This is a genomic window from Mycobacterium sp. SMC-2, assembly GCF_025263485.1.
Classification (GTDB): Bacteria; Actinomycetota; Actinomycetes; order Mycobacteriales; family Mycobacteriaceae; genus Mycobacterium.
Genome location: NZ_CP079863.1, coordinates 390632 through 409493, shown reverse-complemented (window position 1 = coordinate 409493; position 18862 = coordinate 390632). Strand labels below are relative to the sequence as shown.

The following is an 18862-nucleotide window of genomic DNA, read 5'->3' as shown; positions in this document are numbered from 1 at the left end:
AGCTTCAGGAGTTGTCGTGGGACAGGTGAGTGCTGCCAGCACGATTTTGGTCAATGTGGAGCCGGCCGCCACCCTTGCGGCCGTCGCGGACTATCAGACGGTGCGCCCGAAGATTCTGTCGCCCCAGTACAGCGACTACCAGGTATTGCAGGGCGGCCAGGGGGCGGGCACGGTCGCCAAATGGAAGTTGCAGGCCACCAAGTCCCGCGTCCGCGATGTGCAGGTCGACGTCGACGTCGCCGGCCACTCCGTCATCGAGAAGGACGCGAACTCGTCGATGGTCATCCACTGGACGGTGGCCCCCGCCGGACCCGGCTCCAGCGTCACCGTGAAGACCACCTGGACCGGCGCGGGCGGCGTCAAGGGATTCTTCGAGAAGACTTTCGCGCCGTTGGGGCTGAAGAGGATTCAGGGCGAGGTCTTGGCGAATCTGAAGCGGGAGCTGGAGAGCTAGGCCGAGTCGCGACCGCGACTGGCAACCGCCACGGTCGGTCCCAAACGTTGGTTGGGGAATTTTACGGTGATCGCCGGGTCGGCCGAGTGGGCGAGTGCCCTCATCGCCGACGGGCTGTAGGCGCGTAGCTGGCTGATGAAACCATCGTGCGCCAGCGGGCTCAACCGGGTGAAGGGCCACGTCGCCGCCAACACCACCGAGTGGAGCGGTGCCGGCGGCCGGCGGAGATCGATGATCAATAACTTCTCCGCGACCCGAGTCCCTTCGGCGAATACTCGGGCGGCCAGTGCAGGCGGCAGGTGATGTAACGACATCGCGAACACCGCGAGGTCGTAGTGCCCGTCCGGGGCGTCGATTGCGGTGGCGTCCATCTCCCGCACCGTGGCCCGCGGGTGACTGCCAAGGTCACCGGTGGCGACGGCGGCCACGAACGTGGGGTCGACGTCGGTGACCGTCACGTGTGCCGTGGGATGAATCTCCAGCAGCTTGCTCGACAGCCCCCCGAGGCCGGCCCCCAGCTCGAGGATCTTCGGAGAGGGAACATCGGCCACCTCGGCAAGCACGATTTTGGCCAACTTCTCATGAGCACCCAAGAACCGTCGCCGGCCTGCGCGGTCGAGTGCGCGGACGACCTTTTGCTTCAAATCGTCGGCGTCTTCGCGGTCGAGGTATTCCAGTCGGGCGGTCTGCAAGCGACGGTCCAGCCAGGAGGCGTCCGGCCCGCCTCGCGGCATGCTCGCAATCTCGTGAGCGCCGCTGTCCACATACAACATCATGAACTATTGCGGCGGTGACCGACCGCGTTTTGCCGACCCTCCTCGTAGTCGCCGCACGACGACGGAAACGGAAACGCGCTACCATGAACCACCGGTTTCCCGAAGGAAGAAAATGCGCCGAATCGCCTTTTCGATCCAGTTGGCGTTCCGGCGGGCCAGCCAGGCCTTTGACCTGATGCGACAGAAAGACGCAGCGGCTTACTACACGGTGATCGGCGACGACCTCATCGACTTCATGAATGAGGGGTACGCCGATGAGTCCAAGCCGCTATGGCTCAACCTCGGTTACTGGAAGGCCGCTCGCACCTATCCCGACGCTTGTGTCGCGATGGTCGAACTCCTGGGAACGCGGGCCGGGCTGGAACCAGGCGATAGGGTCCTCGACGTCGGCGTCGGTTTCGCCGAGCAGGATCTTGTTCTTCTCGATTGTTTCAAGGTGTCTCACATCACGGGCATCGACATCACACCTGTCCACGTCGAAAAGGGCCGAGAACGCGTCGCCGGGCGCGGGCTGCAGAAACGAATCGACATCCGATCCGGTTCCGCGACCGCAATGGAGTTTCCCGACGAATCGTTCGAGAAAGTCTTGGCCCTGGAATGCGCATTCCACTTTGACACGCGTGATCAATTCATGCGCGAAGCATTTCGTGTCCTCAAACCAGGAGGAACCATTGCGCTCGCCGACATGCTCCCGAATCCGGGCAGCAAATCCGGCCTGACGACCGTCTTCGGCCGAAAGTACGGCCACATTCCCAAAGCCAATTACTACGACCGCGAGGAATACCCCCGGCGGCTGGCTGCCGCGGGATTCGGCGACGTGCTCGTGGAATCGATCCGGGAAGACGTGTACCCGGGGATGGCCAAGTACATGTGGCAGCGCGTTCAGGAAAAGAAAAAGATGGATGAAGTGGTCGTGGAGGTTACGGAAGACGATCGCGCCCAGTGCCGCGGCGTATCGCTGTGGGAACGATCGACTGGCTTCGCGGACTACGTGATCGCGTCGGCGCGTAAACCTTTGGACGCCAACGGAGTTCCTCAAGCGGGCTAGAGCAGTCCGAGCAGTTGCAGGTCGGTGGCGTATTTGAGGATGACCGGCGCCGACACGTGCGGGATGTCCGGATTGTTCTTGTCGGGGCCTATTTTGGCTTTCTGCACCGCGGCGCGGAACCGGTCGGTCGGCGCGTAGGACCCGCGGCTCGGCTCAGGGGGTTGGAACTGCTCGGCGGTGTTTAGCAGGAACTGCAACACGTCCTGGACCGAGTGCCGGCGCTGTCGATCCGGTAGGGCACGCAGCGCGGCCTCGAACCGCTGCAACCACTCCCCGAAATCGCCGATGCGCTCGATGGGGTAACCGGCCTCGATCAGCCAGTCGACGTACTCGTCGAGCCCGATACCGTCGTCGTGCGGGTTCATCACGTGGTAGGTCTTAAAACCGTCGACCGCCCGGGCGCCCAGCGTGGCGATCGCCTCGGCGACGAAACCGACGGGCAGCCCGTCGAAATGCGAACGCTGCCGGTTGCCGTCGGGGTCGAGCCGGAAGAACGAAGAGGGCGCGACGCCGGTGGCCAGGACGCTCAACGCCGTCCGCGTGAACACGTCAGGCACGTTGAGCTGGCCCGCATACCCGGGCTCGGCCAGGATCACGTCGCACCGAAATACCGCGACCGGCAGCCCACACAGGTCGTGGGCCTCGCGCAGCAGCACCTCACCGGCCCACTTGCTGTTGGGATATCCGTTCCCGTAGCTGTGGTCGATCTTGCGGGTGGGACTGATGACGCGGATGTCGGCGTCCTCGGTGAACAGCGACCGCTCGATCTGGTAGCCCACCGCGCTCGTCGACACGTAGGTGTAGGGCTTGATCTTGGTGGTGAGCGCGAGCCGGATCAGCTCGGCGGTGCCCATGACGTTGGGCCCGAACAGCTCTCGGTAGGGCAGGACGGTGTTGACCAGGGCGGCCGGATCGACGATCAGATCGACGGTGTCGGCCAGCCGCTGCCAGGTCCGCCGGTCCAGGCCCAGGTTGGTTTCGCCCTTGTCACCGGCGATGACCCGCAGGTGATCGGTGGCCAGTTCCTGGAAGTGCTGCAGCAGCTCGGGGTCGCCGCTGTCGAAGGTCTTGTCGAGGCGGCGCCGCGCCTGTTCATCGGACGTGGCGCGCACCAGGCAGATCAGCGTGCCGTCGACGAGCTTCAACCGCTCGAGCCACTGCAGGGCCAGGTAACGGCCGAGGAAGCCGGTCGCCCCGGTGAGCAGGACCGTCCGGGCCTCGGTGCCCGCCCGCGGCAGGCTCGGAGCGGCCGACAGTGTCGGGGCGTCGATGAACTTGTCCAGCGTCAGATCGCCGGCGTGCACCTCGGTGCTGTCGCCGCCGTGCACGGACGCGAAGCACAGATCGGCGGCCGGGCTGTCATGTCGGTCCACCCGCTCGCTGAGGCTTCTGACGGACGGGGCGTCGAACACCGCGCGCACCGCGAGACGTGAGTCCAGGACTTTGTTGATCGAGTCGATCAGGCGCATCGCCGACAGCGAATCCCCGCCCAGGTCGAAGAACGACTCGTCGACCCCGACCCGCTCGAGCCCCAGGACCTGGGCGTAGACGCCGGCCACGATCTTCTCGGTCGGGGTCTGCGGGTCCCGGAAGGGTGTGGCGGCAAACACCGGCGCCGGCAGCGCCTTTCGGTCGATCTTGCCCGAGGAGGTCAACGGGAATTGCTCAAGCACCACTATCTGGGACGGCACCATGTATTCGGGCAGCCGCGCGCTCAAACGTTGGCGCACCGCGGCGACCTTGGTGTTGGTGCGGGGTTCATTGGCGTGGGGGGCGCTTCGGCAGGCCCGCGTGTTGGGCAGGTAGAGGTCGGTCAGCGGTGGGGCGTGCCGGTGGTGCGGTTCGGGGCCGATGAAGACGGCGTCGAGGGTGCCGGGTTGAGCGCCCCAGGTCACCGCGACGTGATATCCGGCGGCTTCGCCGGCGCGGTGCAATTGTTCGGCGGTGGCGGTGTCGGGGATGGCGGTGGCTTCAGCGAGCGCGTCGGCCAGCGGTAGCCCGGTGGCGATCGCCTGTTCGACGTGTACGTCGGTGAACACTCCGGTTTGGGGGATCTCGGCGACGCGGACCGTGGCCGGACGTTGCGTAGTCAATTGGGTGCGCAACCCATCCAGCCCTGCGCAGTGAGACCACGTCCAGGTGGGCACGGTCGCGAGCGAGCGCACCGAGGTCGGGGTTTTGTGGACGACGACGTCGTAGCGGTACCGGTTCAGTTCGTTGTCGGCAAATCCGCGTTTGACCTGGATGTCGAGCCCGGCCACTGACCGGTGGTCGGCGGCCCATGTGGTGAAAAACTCTGGGGCTAAGAGCAATTCGGATTCGCTGAGCATGGCGCGGTGAACCCGTTGGCGGATGTCGGCGGTGTCCGTGGTGTCGGTGCGGGCCAGCGCGACCGCGGTTTGGAAGGCCCCCTGCAGGGTGTGGTTGCGGACGTCGCCGATGAACAGTGCCCCGCCGGGGGCCAGCAGTTCCATAGCGCTGTCGATGAGGTCGGCGAGGTATTGCCGATTGGGGAAGTACTGGATGACCGAGTTGAGAATGATGGTGTCGAAGTGGCCGGGCGGCAGTCCCTCGACCACATGGGCGGGTTGGGTCAGCAGCTCGACCCGATCACGCCACGGAATCTGCAACCGCTCCAGCGAGCGGGCCAGCCCCTCGATGGCCGCCGCCGACAGATCGGTAGCAACGTAGTGCTCGCACTGCGGCGCGACCTGTGACAGCACCAACCCTGAGCCCGTGCCGATCTCCAGCACCCTTCGTGGCCGCAGGGCGATGATCCGATCCACCGTCGCCGAGCGCCACTCCAACATCTCCTCGAGCGGGATCGGATCGCCGGTGTAGCTGTTGTTCCAACTCCGAAAGTCCATGCCGAACGCCGAGTCCCCGACCTCGGTGCCGTACAGCTCGTCCCAGACGTGCTCCCACTCTTCGACGTTTACGGCGTCGTGGTCGGCGTTGGCGGTGTGCTCAATCGTGATGTAGGCGACGAGGTGGGCGCCGGTCTTGGTGTGGCGCACGGTTGCGGCTGCCTGGGTTACCTGCGGGCACGACAGCAGGGTGTTTTCGATCTCGCCCAATTCGATGCGCTGTCCGCGCAGTTTGATCTGGGTGTCCGCGCGGCCGACGTAGTCCAGTGTTCCGTCCGGGGTCCATCGCACCAGGTCACCGGTGCGGTACATCCGCGCGCCGGCAGCCCCATAGGGATTCGCGACGAACCGTTCCGCGGTCAGGTCCACCCGTCCCACATAGCCGTGCGCCAGCACCGCCCCGCTCACATACAACTCGCCGACCACTCCCCTGGGCACCGGATTCAGCCGGGCATCGAGAACCAGCGCGCACACTCCCGGCAGCGGGGCGCCGATGCCCACCGGCTGCCCCGCCGACAGCGGCGCCGTGCAGGTGACCCAGATCGTGGTCTCAGTGGGGCCATAGGTGTTGAACATCTGGCGGCCCGGCGCCCACGTGGCCGCCAACTCCGCCGGGAGGACCTCCCCGATGGTGCTCAGCGTGGCCACCCCGTTCAGCCGGGCCGGATCCTGCGACGACAGCACGGTCGGCGTGAATACCGCCGCACTGACCTGCTGGCGCTGCAGCAACGTGGTCAACGTCTCCCCGGCGTAAGCCCCCCTGCCCGCCACCACCAGCGCCGCGCCCGACCTCACCGCCGCCAACACCTCGCCGACCGACACATCGAAGGTCGGCGAGGCCACCATCAGCAACCGTGAATCGGCGCCTAACCCGACCCCCTCGCCCAGCGCCGTCGCGAGCAGACCGGTGTGGCTGACCGCCACCCCTTTGGGGGCGCCGGTGGACCCCGACGTGAACATCACATAGGCGGTGTTGTCTGTCCCCAGCGGCGCGAGCCGGTCGGCATCGGTAATCGCGTCCGCGGAGCGCCCGGACAGGTCCAGACCGTCGACGCGCAGCACCGGGCGCGGCCCGGCCCCGGCCACGGTGTCGGTACCACACGTCAACACCCACCCCGCTTCGACCGTGTCCAGCATCGTGGCGATCCGTTCGACCGGATAGGCCGGATCCACCGGCACATACGCTCCGCCGGCCTTGACCACCGCCCACCAGGCCACCACCAGCTCCAGGCACCGGTCCATCGCCACGCCCACGGCACGCTCGGGACCCACCCCCGCCTCGATCAGCACCCGCGCCAACCGCGTAGACCACTCATCAAGCTCGCGATACGACACCTCCCGGGTGCCGTCCACCACCGCCACCGCCTCGGGGCGGGCCGCCACCGCCGCGGCCAACAACTGCGGCGCCACCTCCACGGGCGCTTCCACGCCCGTGCCGGACCACTGCCACAGCACCAGGTCCCGCTCACCACGATCGAGCAGCGGGACGTCTCCCACCACCACCGACGCGTCCGCTACTACCGCCTCGATCACCCGCCCAAACCAGGCGACCAACCGCTCGACGGTGGCCCGGTCAAAGAGGTCGGTGGCGTAGGTCACCACCGCGGTGGCCATCGGCGCGGCCGGATCGTCGGTCGGCACCTCGCTGAACTCGAAATCCAGGTCGAACTTGGCGGTTCCGGTCGCGGCCGTCAGCGGCTCGACGCTGACGTCGTCGAACGACAACGCCTCGGGGCGCACGTTGTTCTGGAAGGCCACGAAGACCTGAAACAGCGGATGGTGTGCCGTGGAGCGCACCGGGTTGAGCTGCTCGACCAGCCGCTCGAACGGAACATCCTGGTTGCTGTAGGCATCCAGCGCCTTATGGCGCACCTGTTGGAGCACATCACTGAACCGGTGCGCGGAAGTGATCCCCACCCGCAACACCCAGGTGTTGACGAAGAACCCGACCAGATCGTCGAGCGCCTGATCCAACCGTCCGGCGATCGGGGTGCCCATCACCACGTCCTCGCCGACGCCGACTCGGTGCAACAACACCGCCACCGCCGCCTGCAGCACCATCGACGCCGTTGTATTATGCTCTGCTGCAACGCGTTTGATACCCGCCCATGTTGGCGGGTCGATGGGCACATCGATCGCATCACCGCGGAAACTGGGCTCCGGCGAGCGGGCCCGATCCGTCGGCAGCGACGCGACTACCGGCAGATCGGCTAATTCCTGCCGCCAGTAACGCAATTGGCCCGCGATAACGCTGTCCGGATCAGACTCCGCGCCCAACAAATCCAACTGCCAAAGCGTGTAGTCCGCATACTGCACCGGCAACGGCGCCCACCCCGGCGCCTCCCCCCGCGACCGTGCCCGGTACGCCTCGGCGATGTCCCTGACCATTGGGGCGAACGACCAGCCGTCAAAAGCGATGTGGTGCAAAACAATTGCCACCACATGCTGCTCGGACCCGACCGAGTAGATCTGCGCACGGATCGGAATCTCTGCCGACAAATCGAACCGGTACCCCGCCAGCGCGATCACCCTGCCGGCGACCTCCTGCTCCGGCAAAGACGTCACCGCTGGCTCCCCGCCCCGCCACATGCCCGGCTTGGCCGGCATCACCTGCTGGAACGGCACACCGTCGATGTCGGGAAATATGGTGCGGAGCGATTCATGGCGCGCGACGACGTCGTCGAGTGCCGATCCCAGCGCCGCGACGTCCAGCGGCCCGGTCATCCGGAAAGCGATCGGCATGTTGTAGGTCGCAACCCCACCCTCGAACCGGTTGAGGAACCACAACCGACTTTGGGCGAACGACAGCGGGACCACTGCGGGGCGTGGACCGGCCACCAACGGCTTGCGCCGACCCGCGTCTACACGCGAGTCGTCGGCTCCGACCCGTTCCGCACCCAGCAGTCCGAGCAGTTGCAGGTCGGTGGCGTATTTGAGGATGACCGGCGCCGACACGTGCGGGATGTCCGGATTGTTCTTGTCGGGGCCTATTTTGGCTTTCTGCACCGCGGCGCGGAACCGGTCGGTCGGCGCGTAGGACCCGCGGCTGGGCTCGGGCGGCGGTGGCTGAATAGCATTGCGCAACAGCAACATCTGCAACACCGAGTGCCGGCGCTGTCGATCCGGTAGGGCACGCAGCGCGGCCTCGAACCGCTGCAACCACTCCCCGAAATCGCCGATGCGCTCGATGGGGTAACCGGCCTCGATCAGCCAGTCGACGTACTCGTCGGGCCCGATACCGTCGTCGTGCGGGTTCATCACGTGGTAGGTCTTAAAACCGTCGACCGCCCGGGCGCCCAGCGTGGCGATCGCCTCGGCGACGAAACCGACGGGCAGCCCGTCGAAATGCGAACGCTGCCGGTTGCCGTCGGGGTCGAGCCGGAAGAACGAAGAGGGCGCGACGCCGGTGGCCAGGACGCTCAGCACCATGCGTGTGACGGTGTCCGGCACGTTGAGCTGGCCCGCATACCCGGGCTCGGCCAGGATCATGCCGGAGCGGAACACCGCGACCGGCAGCCCACACAGGTCGTGGGCCTCGCGCAGCAGCACCTCACCGGCCCACTTGCTGTTGGGATATCCGTTCCCGTAGCTGTGGTCGATCTTGCGGGTGGGACTGATGACGCGGATGTCGGCGTCCTCGGTGAACAGCGACCGCTCGATCTGGCGGCCGACGTCCGAAGTCGACACGTAGGTGTAGGGCTTGATCTTGGTGGTGAGCGCGAGCCGGATCAGCTCGGCGGTGCCCATGACGTTGGGCCCGAACAGCTCTCGGTAGGGCAGGACGGCGTTGACCAGGGCGGCCGGATCGACGATCAGATCGACGGTGTCGGCCAGCCGCTGCCAGGTCCGCCGGTCCAGGCCCAGGTTGGTTTCGCCCTTGTCACCGGCGATGACCCGCAGGTGATCGGTGGCCAGTTCCTGGAAGTGCTGCAGCAGCTCGGGGTCGCCGCTGTCGAAGGTCTTGTCGAGGCGGCGCCGCGCCTGTTCATCGGACGTGGCGCGCACCAGGCAGATCAGCGTGCCGTCGACGAGCTTCAACCGCTCGAGCCACTGCAGGGCCAGGTAACGGCCGAGGAAGCCGGTCGCCCCGGTGAGCAGGACCGTCCGGGCCTCGGTGCCCGCCCGCGGCAGGCTCGGAGCGGCCGACAGCGTCGGGGCGTCGATGAACTTGTCCAGCGTCAGATCGCCGGCGTGCACCTCGGTGCTGTCGCCGCCGTGCACGGACGCGAAGCACAGATCGCTGGCCGGGCTCACGTCCGGAGCCGCTTCCAGCAGCCTGCCGTCCCTACCCAACAGCCGGTTCAGGCTTCTGACGGACGGCGCGTCGAAGATCGTGCGCACCGCAAGGTTGGTATCCAGGGTTTTGTTGATCGCGGCGACCAGGCGCATCGCCGACAGCGAATCCCCGCCCAGGTCGAAGAACGACTCGTCGACCCCGACCCGCCCGAGCCCCAGGACCTGGGCGTAGACGCCGGCCAGGACCTCCTCGACCACGCCGGCGGGGGCGCGGTAAAGACCGGCTTGGTATTCGGGTGCGGGCAGCGCGCGCCTGTCCAGCTTGCCGTTGACCGTCAGGGGCAGCCCCTGCACCACCATCACCGCGGCAGGCACCATGTAGGCCGGTAGCCGCTCGGCAAGCTGCGCACGGACCGCGGCCGGGTCCACCGCCCCGGTGACGGACTCGGTGACATAGCCCACCAGTCGCTTGTCGCCCGGGCGGTCCTCGCGGGCGACCACCACCGCCTGCTCCACCCCGGCCAGCCCGGCAAGTGCCGCCCGAATTTCACCAAGCTCGATGCGGTAGCCGCGGACCTTGACCTGCTCATCGGCGCGCCCAAGATACTGCAGCTGCCCATCGGCGCCCCACCGCACCAAGTCTCCGGTGCGATACATGCGTGTTCCCGGCCCCCCGAACGGACAGGCCACAAACCGCGACGCAGTCAGCCCGGCGCGGCGCAGATACCCACACCCGACACCGCGGCCGGCCACATACAACTCTCCGGCCACGCCGACCGGCACCGCCCGCAGCCAGCCATCCAGCACGAACAGCGCCGCCCCCGGCACCGGTGCACCGATCGGCACCACCGCCGACCCCGGCATCAGCGGGGCGCTGATCGCGGCATAGACCGTGGTCTCGGTCGGGCCGTAGCCGTTGATCATCACCCGCCCGGGCGCCCACCGATCCACCACCTCGCCCGGGCAGGCCTCGGCGGCGACCATCAACGCCGCCGATTCCAAACCCTCGGGTGAGAGGGTCGCAACCGCCGACGGGGTTTGACTCAAGACGCTGACGCCTTCAGCGACGAGCAAGGCGTGGAAGTCGTCCGGTGAGCCCGCCACCGACTCGGGCACCACCACCAGGCGCCCGCCGTGCAGCAGCGCCCCCCAGATCTCCCAGACCGAGTAGTCGAAGGCGTAGGAGTGACACTGCGTCCACACCTGTTGCGGCGCCGGCGTCCGGAGGCCGACGTCGAGTGAGTCGAACAGCCGGGTCACGTTGTGGTGGGTCACGACGACACCCTTGGGGACACCTGTGGTGCCCGAGGTGTAGATGATGTGGGCGACGTCATCGGAACTCGGTGGCGGGAGGCCCGTGTCCGGGTATGTATCGACCGTGGGGTCGTCGGTAGCGATGACCGGCACGTCGTACTCGCGCAGCCGGTCGGCCAGCCCAACGGCGGTGATCGCGGCGATCGGCGCGGCGTCGGCGATCATGAACTCGACCCGGGCCGGCGGGTACGCCGGGTCGATCGGCAAATAGGCCGCCCCCGCCTTCAGCGTTGCCAGGATCGCGATGATCGCGTCGGTGCACCGGTTGAACAGCACCGCCACACATTGTCCGGGGCCCACGCCATGTTCGATCAGCAAGTGCGTCAAGCGATTTGATGCCTCGTCAACCTCGCGGTACGTCATTGAGCGGCCGTCGAACGTCACCGCCACCGCCTCGGGTGCGCGCGCCACCTGCGCGGCGAACAAACCCGGAATCGACGCCGGCGTCGCGGGCTGGGTCAACGCCGCGCGGTTGCCGATCTCATCGAGACGGGCGTGTTCTTCGGCGTCGAGGACGTCCACCGACGCCAACGGCGCCGTCGGGTCACCCGTCATGATCACCAGCACCCGCTGCAACCGCGCCGTCAGCGCTTCGATGCGGGCCGGGTCGAAGACCTCGGTGTCGAATTCGACCCGCAGGCCCAACTGGTCGCCCGGCATGGCTTGCAGTGTCAGCGGGTAGTGGGTGGATTCGCGGGTGGCGACGTCGGTGATGGCCAGCTCGCCGACGTCCAACGACGCGGCGGTGTCGACGGGGTAGTTCTCGTAGACGAACAGGGTGTCGAAGAGTTGGTCGTGACCGGTGGCGCGGTGGATCTCGGTGAGCGCCAGGTGTTGGTGTTCCAGCGTGTGGTTGTGGTCGTTGCGTAGCTGGTCGATCAGGTCGGCCGTGCTGGTGACCGCGGTGATGGTCGCGCGCACCGGCACCGTGTTGATCAAGAGACCGATCATCGTTTCCGCGCCGGGCACGTCGGGCGGCCGGCCGGATACCGCGGTGCCGAAGGTGACGTCATGCTGGCCGGTCAGCCCCATCAGCAGCTGCGCCCACCCGGCCTGCAGCACGGTGTTGACGGTGGTGTGACACGAGCGGGCCAGCTCCGTTAGCGCTCGGGTGGTCTCCTCGGGCACCCGAGCCGAGATCACGCCGCGCCGCCCGAGCCCTGACCGACTGGGTGGGGCCACCAGCGTGGGGGTGTCGAAGCCGTCCAGCACATCGCGCCAGGCCGCGCGGGCGGCCTCGAGGTCTCGATCGGCCAGCCAGCCGACAAACCGGCGATACGGCGTGGCCACCGGGAGCCGCTGTCCGTAATAGCCGGCGAAGAGTTCTCCCAATAGGATCGGCAGCGACCAGCCATCGAGCACGATGTGGTGATTGGTCAGCACGACCCGGTGCCGTCCTTCGGCGGTGCGGATCAACGCCACCCGGAAAGCGGGCGGCTCGGCGAGGTTGCAGACCGCCGCGCGTTCGGCGGCGCACACCCGCCGGACCTGTTCCTCGGACTCCAGTTCGAAGTACTGCCACGCCGCCTTGGGGTCGGCCGGGATGATCTGAACCGGCTGGTCGAATTCTTCGCAGAACCGGGCGGCCAGATTGGGATGGCGGTTGACCACCGTGTGTACGGCATTGTGCAGCCGATGCGGGTCCAGCGGGCCGGTGACGGTGATGTCGAGCTGCATCGCATACAGGTCGTCGTTGCCGCCGGTGGTGCCGGCATGAAAGTGCAGTCCCTGCTGAAGGGGGGTCAGCGGCAAGATGTCGGCGATCCGGTACCGCTGCTGCAGCGCGTCGATCTGAGATTGGCTGAGCCGGGCGGGGACGATATCGGAGGGGGTCAGCCCGCCGCCGCCGTGCCGGACATGCGCGCAGATGCCGGCCAGGGCGTCGAACCACAGCTGGCTGAGTCGCCTGATCCGGCCGTGGTCCAGTGCCGAAGGGGCCCACGTCCAGGTGGCCTGCAGGTGCGGGCCGGCATCGGTGTCGACGGTGCATGCGTTGAGTTCCACGGTGTGTCCCAACGGCATCGGGACTTTGGTCGCGGCGGCGACCGGCAGGCCGTCCTGGCTGACCCGCCACAGCTCGTCAGGGACGGCGGCGGCTGCGCCCATCCGGCCCAGATAGTTGAACCCGATCGTGGGGTCCGACCCGCGCAGGGCGATGTCGGTGTTGAGGTAGCGCAGCAGCCCGTAGGTCAAGCCGTCGGGAAGGGCGCGGAGCTGTTCTTTGGCGTCTTTGATCACCGCACCCAGCGCCGCTTCGCCGGCCACGACCTGGGTCCAGCGCAGGCCACCGATCGCCAGCGAAACCGGGTATTTGGTGGTGAACCAGCCCACCGTGCGCGACAGGTCGACGTCGCGGGACAGGTCGTCGTGGCGCCCGTGACCCTCGACGTCGATGCCGATGGGCGCGCCGCTGTCGGCGCCGGTGTATTCGGCCCAGGCCATCCCGAACGCGATCAGCAGGATGTCGGTGATTCCGGTGTGAAACGCCGCGGGCACCTCACCCAGCAGCAGGCGCGTCGTCTCCGCATCCAGTGATGCCGTCAGGTGCCCGGCGCTGGCATAGGTGTCCAGCTCGGGTTGTACCGGGGGCAACGCGGCCGGGGTCGCCAGCACCTTTCGCCAGCTGTCGGCCTGGTTGACGACTGCCGGGGTGTGGGCGTGCTCGTCGAGCAGTGCTGCCCAGCGGGCAAACGAGGTCCCGGCTGCCGGCAGCGCGATCGGTTGTCCGCTGCGATGCTGGGCCCACGCGATGTTCAAGTCCTCCAACAGGATTCGCCAAGACACGGCGTCGATGGCCAGGTGGTGAATGATCAGCGCCAACTGGCCGCTGGCTTTCGCCCACACTGCGCGCACCATCGCCCCGCCGGCCGGGTTCAACCGTGACCGGCCCTCCGACAGCGCCTCGTCGGAGAGCATGTCGACGGTGTCCAGGCAACCATCGGAGTCGACCGAACCCGGCTCCGGCACCTGGAATGACCAGTCGCCGGCAGCATCGGTGTCGGCGCGCAGCCGCAGCATGGCGTGCCGATCCAGCAGCGCCTGGAGGACGATCACCACGTCGGCCCCGGTGGCCCCGGCGGGCGCCTGCACCACCATCGTCTGGTTGAACTGGTCTATCGGTCCGCCCACGGTGCACAGCCAGCGCATGATCGGCGTGGCCACCACCGGCCCGACACCTTCATCGACCGAGACGGCTTCACCGCCGGCCGCCGCGGCCACGCGCGCCAGCCGGGCCACAGTCTGCTCGACGAAGATGTCGCGCGGGCGACACGTCAGCCCGGCCGCCCGGGCCTGGGCCACCACCTGCATCGACAAGATGCTGTCCCCGCCCAGGTCGAAGAACGATTCCTCGACCCCGACCCGCTCCAGCCCGAGCACCCGGGCGTAGATGCCGGCCAGGACCTCCTCGACCGCGTTGGTCGGCGGACGGTAATGATCGACGTCCCGGTACTCCGGTGCCGGCAGGGCGCGAGTATCGAGTTTGTTGTTGACCGTCAACGGCAGCGCGTCGACGACCACCACCGCGGCAGGAACCATGTAGGCCGGGAGCCGCTCAGCCAGCCGCGCGCGTGCCTCGGCGGGGCAAGTTGTTCCGGTGATGTAGCCGACCAGGCGTTTATCTCCCGGACGGTCCTCGCGGACGATCGCCACCGCCTGCTCCACCCCGGCCAGCCCGGCCAGTGCGGCCTGGATCTCGCCGAGTTCGATGCGGTGCCCGCGGATTTTCACCTGGTCATCGGCGCGTCCCAGATAGCGCAGCTGCCCGTCGGCGCCCCACCGCACGAGATCGCCGGTGCGATACATCCGCGTCCCGGATCCGCCGAAGGGACACGGGACAAATCGTGACGCGGTCAACCTGGGCCGTCGCACATACCCCACCCCCACGCCGCGGCCGGCCACATATAACTCGCCGACCACCCCGGCCGGCACGGGGCGCAGCCATCCGTCGAGGACGAACAATGCCGCGGTCGCCACCGGGGCGCCGATCGGCGCCGCGCCCGACCCCGACGGCCCCGCCTTCAAGGGCGCGCTCATCGACGCGTACACCGTCGCCTCGGTCGGGCCGTAGGCGTTGATCACCACCCGTCCAGGGGCCCACCGATCCACCACCTCGGCGGGGACGGCCTCACCGCCGAGCAGCAACGTCACCGAATCCAATCCCTGCGGTGCGAGTGCGGCGATCGCAGACGGGGTCTGAGTGAGCACGTTGACCTGTTCGCCGACCAACAAGGCGTGGAAGTCCTCTGGCGAGGCGGTTACCTCCTCGGGTACGACCACCAGCCGCCCCCCGCCGAGCAGCGCAGCCCAGATCTCCCACACCGAGAAGTCGAAGGCGTAAGAGTGGCATTGGGTCCACACCGGCGCATCGGGCAGGTCTGGCGGCGCCGACTGCGCCAAGTGGACCAGGTTGCGATGGCTGATGGCCACGCCTTTGGGGACGCCGGTAGTGCCCGAGGTGTAGATGAGGTAGGCGATGTCGTCGGGGTCGGGCTCCGGTAATGCGGTGCTCGGTTGGCTGTCGACAGCCGGATCGTCGACATCGATGACCAATAGGTCGTGCCCGTCCAGTCGCGACCGCAGGCCCGCGGTGGTCACAGCGGCGATCGGCGCGGCATCGGCGATCATGAAGTCGATCCGGGCGTCGGGCAGCGCGGGGTCGATCGCCAGATAGGCCGCCCCGGACTTGAGCACCGCCAGCATTGTCACTACCGCCTGCGCGGACCGCTCCAACAGCAGCGCCACACACGAGCCCGGCCCCACACCGTCGGCGGCCAGCCGGTGCCCCAACCGGTTGGCGGCCTCGTCGAGCTCGCGATAGGTCAGTGAGCGGCCGCCGCAGCGGATCGCGACCGTCTGCGGCGAGCGGGCCACGTGGCCGGCGAACAACTCCGGAACCGACACGGGCGCAGGTGCGGGCGCGGTCAGCACCGCCCGGTTGCCGATCTGATCCAGCCGGGCGTGCTCACTGGCATCCAGCACATCCAGCGACGACAACCGCCGGTCGGGGTCGGCGGTCATGGCCCCCAACACGCGCTCGAACCGCTCGACGAGTGCGGCGACGGTTTTCGCGTCGAACACGTCGGTGCGAAATTCCACCGCGCCGCCGATCCCGGCGGGTTCACCGGCCTCGGTGAAGCGTTCGGCCAGGGAAAACGACAGATCCATGCGGGCGGTGTGGGTGTCCACGAGCACCTGGCTGACCTGTACGTCACCCAAGGCCAATTCGGCTGCGGTGCCCTGATTTTCGTGCGCGGAAAGGTTCTGCCAGGACAACATGACCTGGACCAGCGGGTGATGGGCCAAGGACCGGGTCGGGTTGAGTCGCTCGACCAGCACCTCGAAAGGCACGTCTTGGCGATCGTAGGCGGCCAGGCTGCGCCGGCGCACTTGCCCGAGTAGCTCGGCGAAGCTGGGATCTCCAGCCAGATCGACCCGCAACACCAGCGTGTTGACGAAAAACCCGATCAGCTCGTCGAGTGCTGGATCGCCACGCCCTGCGATCGGGAACCCCACCGCCACATCGGAACTCGCGCTGAGCCGGGAAAGCAGCACCGCCAGGGCGGTCTGAACCACCATGAAGCTGGTCGCGTTGTGCTCAGCGGCGAGCTCGCGCACTCGCTTCTGCAGCCCCGCCGGCCAGTCCACGTCGGCTTTGGAGCCGCGCTGATCCGCCAGAGGCGGATAAGGTCGATCGGTTGGCAGCTGCAAGCGTTCGGGCATCCCGGCCAGGGCATACTGCCAGTAGGCCAGCTGGCCGGCGATAGGGCTGTGGTCGTCGTCGAGATCGCCGAACTGTTCGCGCTGCCACAACGTGTAATCGACGTATTGCACCGGCAATTCGGCCCAGTCCGGGGACCGCCCCGCGTGTCGGCTGGCATACGCCATGCCCAGATGACGCACCAGCGGGGTGATCGACCAGCCGTCGGCGGCGATGTGGTGCACCACGCCCACCAACACGTGTTCATCATCGGCGACGCGGAAAAGCCTTGCCCGCAGTGGAATCTGGGTTGCGAGGTCGAACGTGTGACCCGTCGTCTCCTCGATGGCCGCTCGCAGCCGGCTTGGTGACCATGCGGCGGCATCGACGATTTCCCAACCGAAATCGGCCTGCTCTACGGACACGACCTGCTGCTGGGGTATGCCCTCGGGCGCGATTATCAGCGTGCGCAGGCTCTCATGGCGTGCCACCACGTCGGCCAGCGCGGCACCCAGCGCGTCGACATCGAGTCGACCGCACAACCGCAACGCCACCGCCATGTTGTAAACAACTGAGGGCCCTAACAATTGGTCGAGGAACCACAACCGGTTCTGGGCAAACGACAGCGGCACCACCGCGGGGCGCTCGACGGCCGCCAACGGCTTACGCCGCGCCCCTTTGCTGCCGATACGGGGCGCCAACTGGGCGATCGTGGGGAGTTCGAACAAGTCGTGCACTTCGACGTCGGCGTCCAGCGCGGTGCTGACCGCGGCGACCAGGCGCATCGCGGACACCGAATCGCCGCCCAGGTCGAAAAACGAGTCGTCCGTGCCGACCCGGTTGAGCCCGAGGACTTGGGCGTAGATGCCGGCCAGGATTTCTTCCACGGCGTTGGTCGGCGCGCGGTAGTGGTCGGCATCTTGGTATTCCGGTGCCGGCAGGGCGCGGGTGTCGAGTTTCCCGTTGACCGTCAACGGCAGCGCCTGCAACATGACGATCGCAGCCGGCACCATGTAGTCGGGCAGCCGCTCGGCCAGCGAGGCGCGCGCGGTGGCCGGGTCGGCGGTGCCGGTGATGTAGCCGACCAGTCTCTTGTCGCCGGGGCGGTCTTCGCGGGCGATGACCGCGGCACTGTCGACGCCGTCGAGTGCGGTCAGCGCGGCTTGGATTTCGCCGAGCTCGATGCGGTAGCCGCGGATTTTGATCTGTTGGTCGGCGCGCCCCAGATACTGCAGCTGCCCGTCGGGGGCCCACCGCACCAGATCCCCGGTGCGATACATCCGCGCTCCTGCTCCGCCGAAGGGACACGGGACAAACCGTGACGCGGTCAACGCGGCTCGGCGGACATACCCGATTCCGACGCCGTGGCCGGCGACGTACAGTTCGCCGACCGCTCCGGGCGGTACCGGGTGCAGCAGCTCGTCGAGGACGAACAGCGCCGCCCCCGGCACGGGCGTCCCGATGGGCACCAATGTCGAATCGGGGCGCAACGGGGCGCTGATGGTGGCGTAGACGGTGGTTTCGGTCGGGCCGTAGCCGTTGATCATCACGCGTCCGGGCGCCCAGCGGTCGACCAGGTCGGCGGGGCAGGTCTCACCGGCGGCCATCAGCGCCACCGACCCCAATCCCTCGGGGGAGAGCGCGGCTGCCGCCGAGGGGGTTTGGCTCAACACGGTGACGTGTTCGGCGACGAGTAGGGCGTGGAGGTCGGACGGTGAGCCGGTTACCGCCTCGGGCACCACGACCAGGCGCCCGCCGAACAGAAGGGCACCCCAGATCTCCCACACGGAGAAGTCGAAGGCGTACGAATGGCACTGGCTCCACACTTGCGCCGGGCTCAGTTCCAGCCCGATGTCGAGTGAATCGAACAGCCGGGTGACGTTGTGATGGGTAACCGCAACGCCCTTGGGGACACCGGTGGTGCCGGAGGTGTAGATGATGTGTGCGATGTCGTCGGGGGCCGGGGCCCGCGGTGCCGTCCCCGGCTGGGTGTCGATGCGGGGGTCTTCGATTGTGATGACGGTCAGGTCGCAGGCCTGCAGCCGGCCGGCCTGCGCGGTGGTGGTGACCGCGACAATGGGCGCGGCGTCGGCAACCATGAATTCGATGCGGGTCGCGGGTACCGCCGGGTCGATCGGCAGATACGCCGCTCCGGTTTTAAGCACCGCCAGGATCGCCGCGATCGCCTCGGCGGACCGGGAGAACAGCAGTGCCACGCACGCACCCGGGCCGGCACCATAGCCGACCAGCAGGTGCGCCAACCGGTTCGACGCCTCGTCGAGATCGGCGTACGTCATTGAGCGGCCCTCGAAGGTCACCGCCAGCGCCTCGGGGGCGCGCTTTACCTGGGCGGAAAAGAGCGCCGGGATCGACACGGGCGCCGCGGGCCTGGCCAGTATCGCGCGGTTGCCCCACTCATTCAGGTTTGCGTGCTCGGAATCGTTGAGAAGATCGATGGACAACAGCCGC

Annotated in this window: 4 protein-coding genes; 2 read left to right on the top strand and 2 right to left on the bottom strand. The window is 67.7% G+C overall.

Annotated features, from left to right (window positions below):
• The first annotated feature begins 16 nt into the window (after nucleotides 1-16).
• Nucleotides 17-454 (top strand): SRPBCC family protein, encoded by a 438-nt coding sequence (locus tag KXD96_RS01920; protein WP_260742608.1) that lies wholly within the window; start codon nucleotides 17-19, stop codon nucleotides 452-454.
• Here KXD96_RS01920 and KXD96_RS01915 read toward each other — a convergent pair.
• The gene (locus tag KXD96_RS01915; protein ID WP_260742607.1) at nucleotides 451-1227 is read right to left on the bottom strand and encodes a methyltransferase domain-containing protein; all 777 of its coding nucleotides are present in this window, start codon (nucleotides 1225-1227) and stop codon (nucleotides 451-453) included. The genes KXD96_RS01920 and KXD96_RS01915 overlap by 4 nt on opposite strands.
• Nucleotides 1228-1342: 115 nt before the next feature.
• Here KXD96_RS01915 and KXD96_RS01910 point away from each other — a divergent pair, with 115 nt between their 5' ends.
• Nucleotides 1343-2278: a class I SAM-dependent methyltransferase gene (locus KXD96_RS01910; protein ID WP_260742606.1), complete on the top strand. Its 936-nt coding sequence runs from the start codon at nucleotides 1343-1345 to the stop codon at nucleotides 2276-2278.
• Here the strand turns inward: KXD96_RS01910 and KXD96_RS01905 are convergent.
• Nucleotides 2275-18690 (bottom strand): amino acid adenylation domain-containing protein, encoded by a 16416-nt coding sequence (locus KXD96_RS01905; protein WP_396878943.1) that lies wholly within the window; start codon nucleotides 18688-18690, stop codon nucleotides 2275-2277. The genes KXD96_RS01910 and KXD96_RS01905 overlap by 4 nt on opposite strands.
• Nucleotides 18691-18862 lie beyond the last annotated feature (172 nt).

Coding starts and splice junctions, on each gene's coding strand:
- KXD96_RS01905 (WP_396878943.1), bottom strand. CDS start 18,690: ATGACGTACGCCGATCTCGACGAGGCGTCGAACCGGTTGGCGCACCTG.
- KXD96_RS01910 (WP_260742606.1), top strand. CDS start 1,343: ATGCGCCGAATCGCCTTTTCGATCCAGTTGGCGTTCCGGCGGGCCAGC.
- KXD96_RS01915 (WP_260742607.1), bottom strand. CDS start 1,227: ATGTTGTATGTGGACAGCGGCGCTCACGAGATTGCGAGCATGCCGCGA.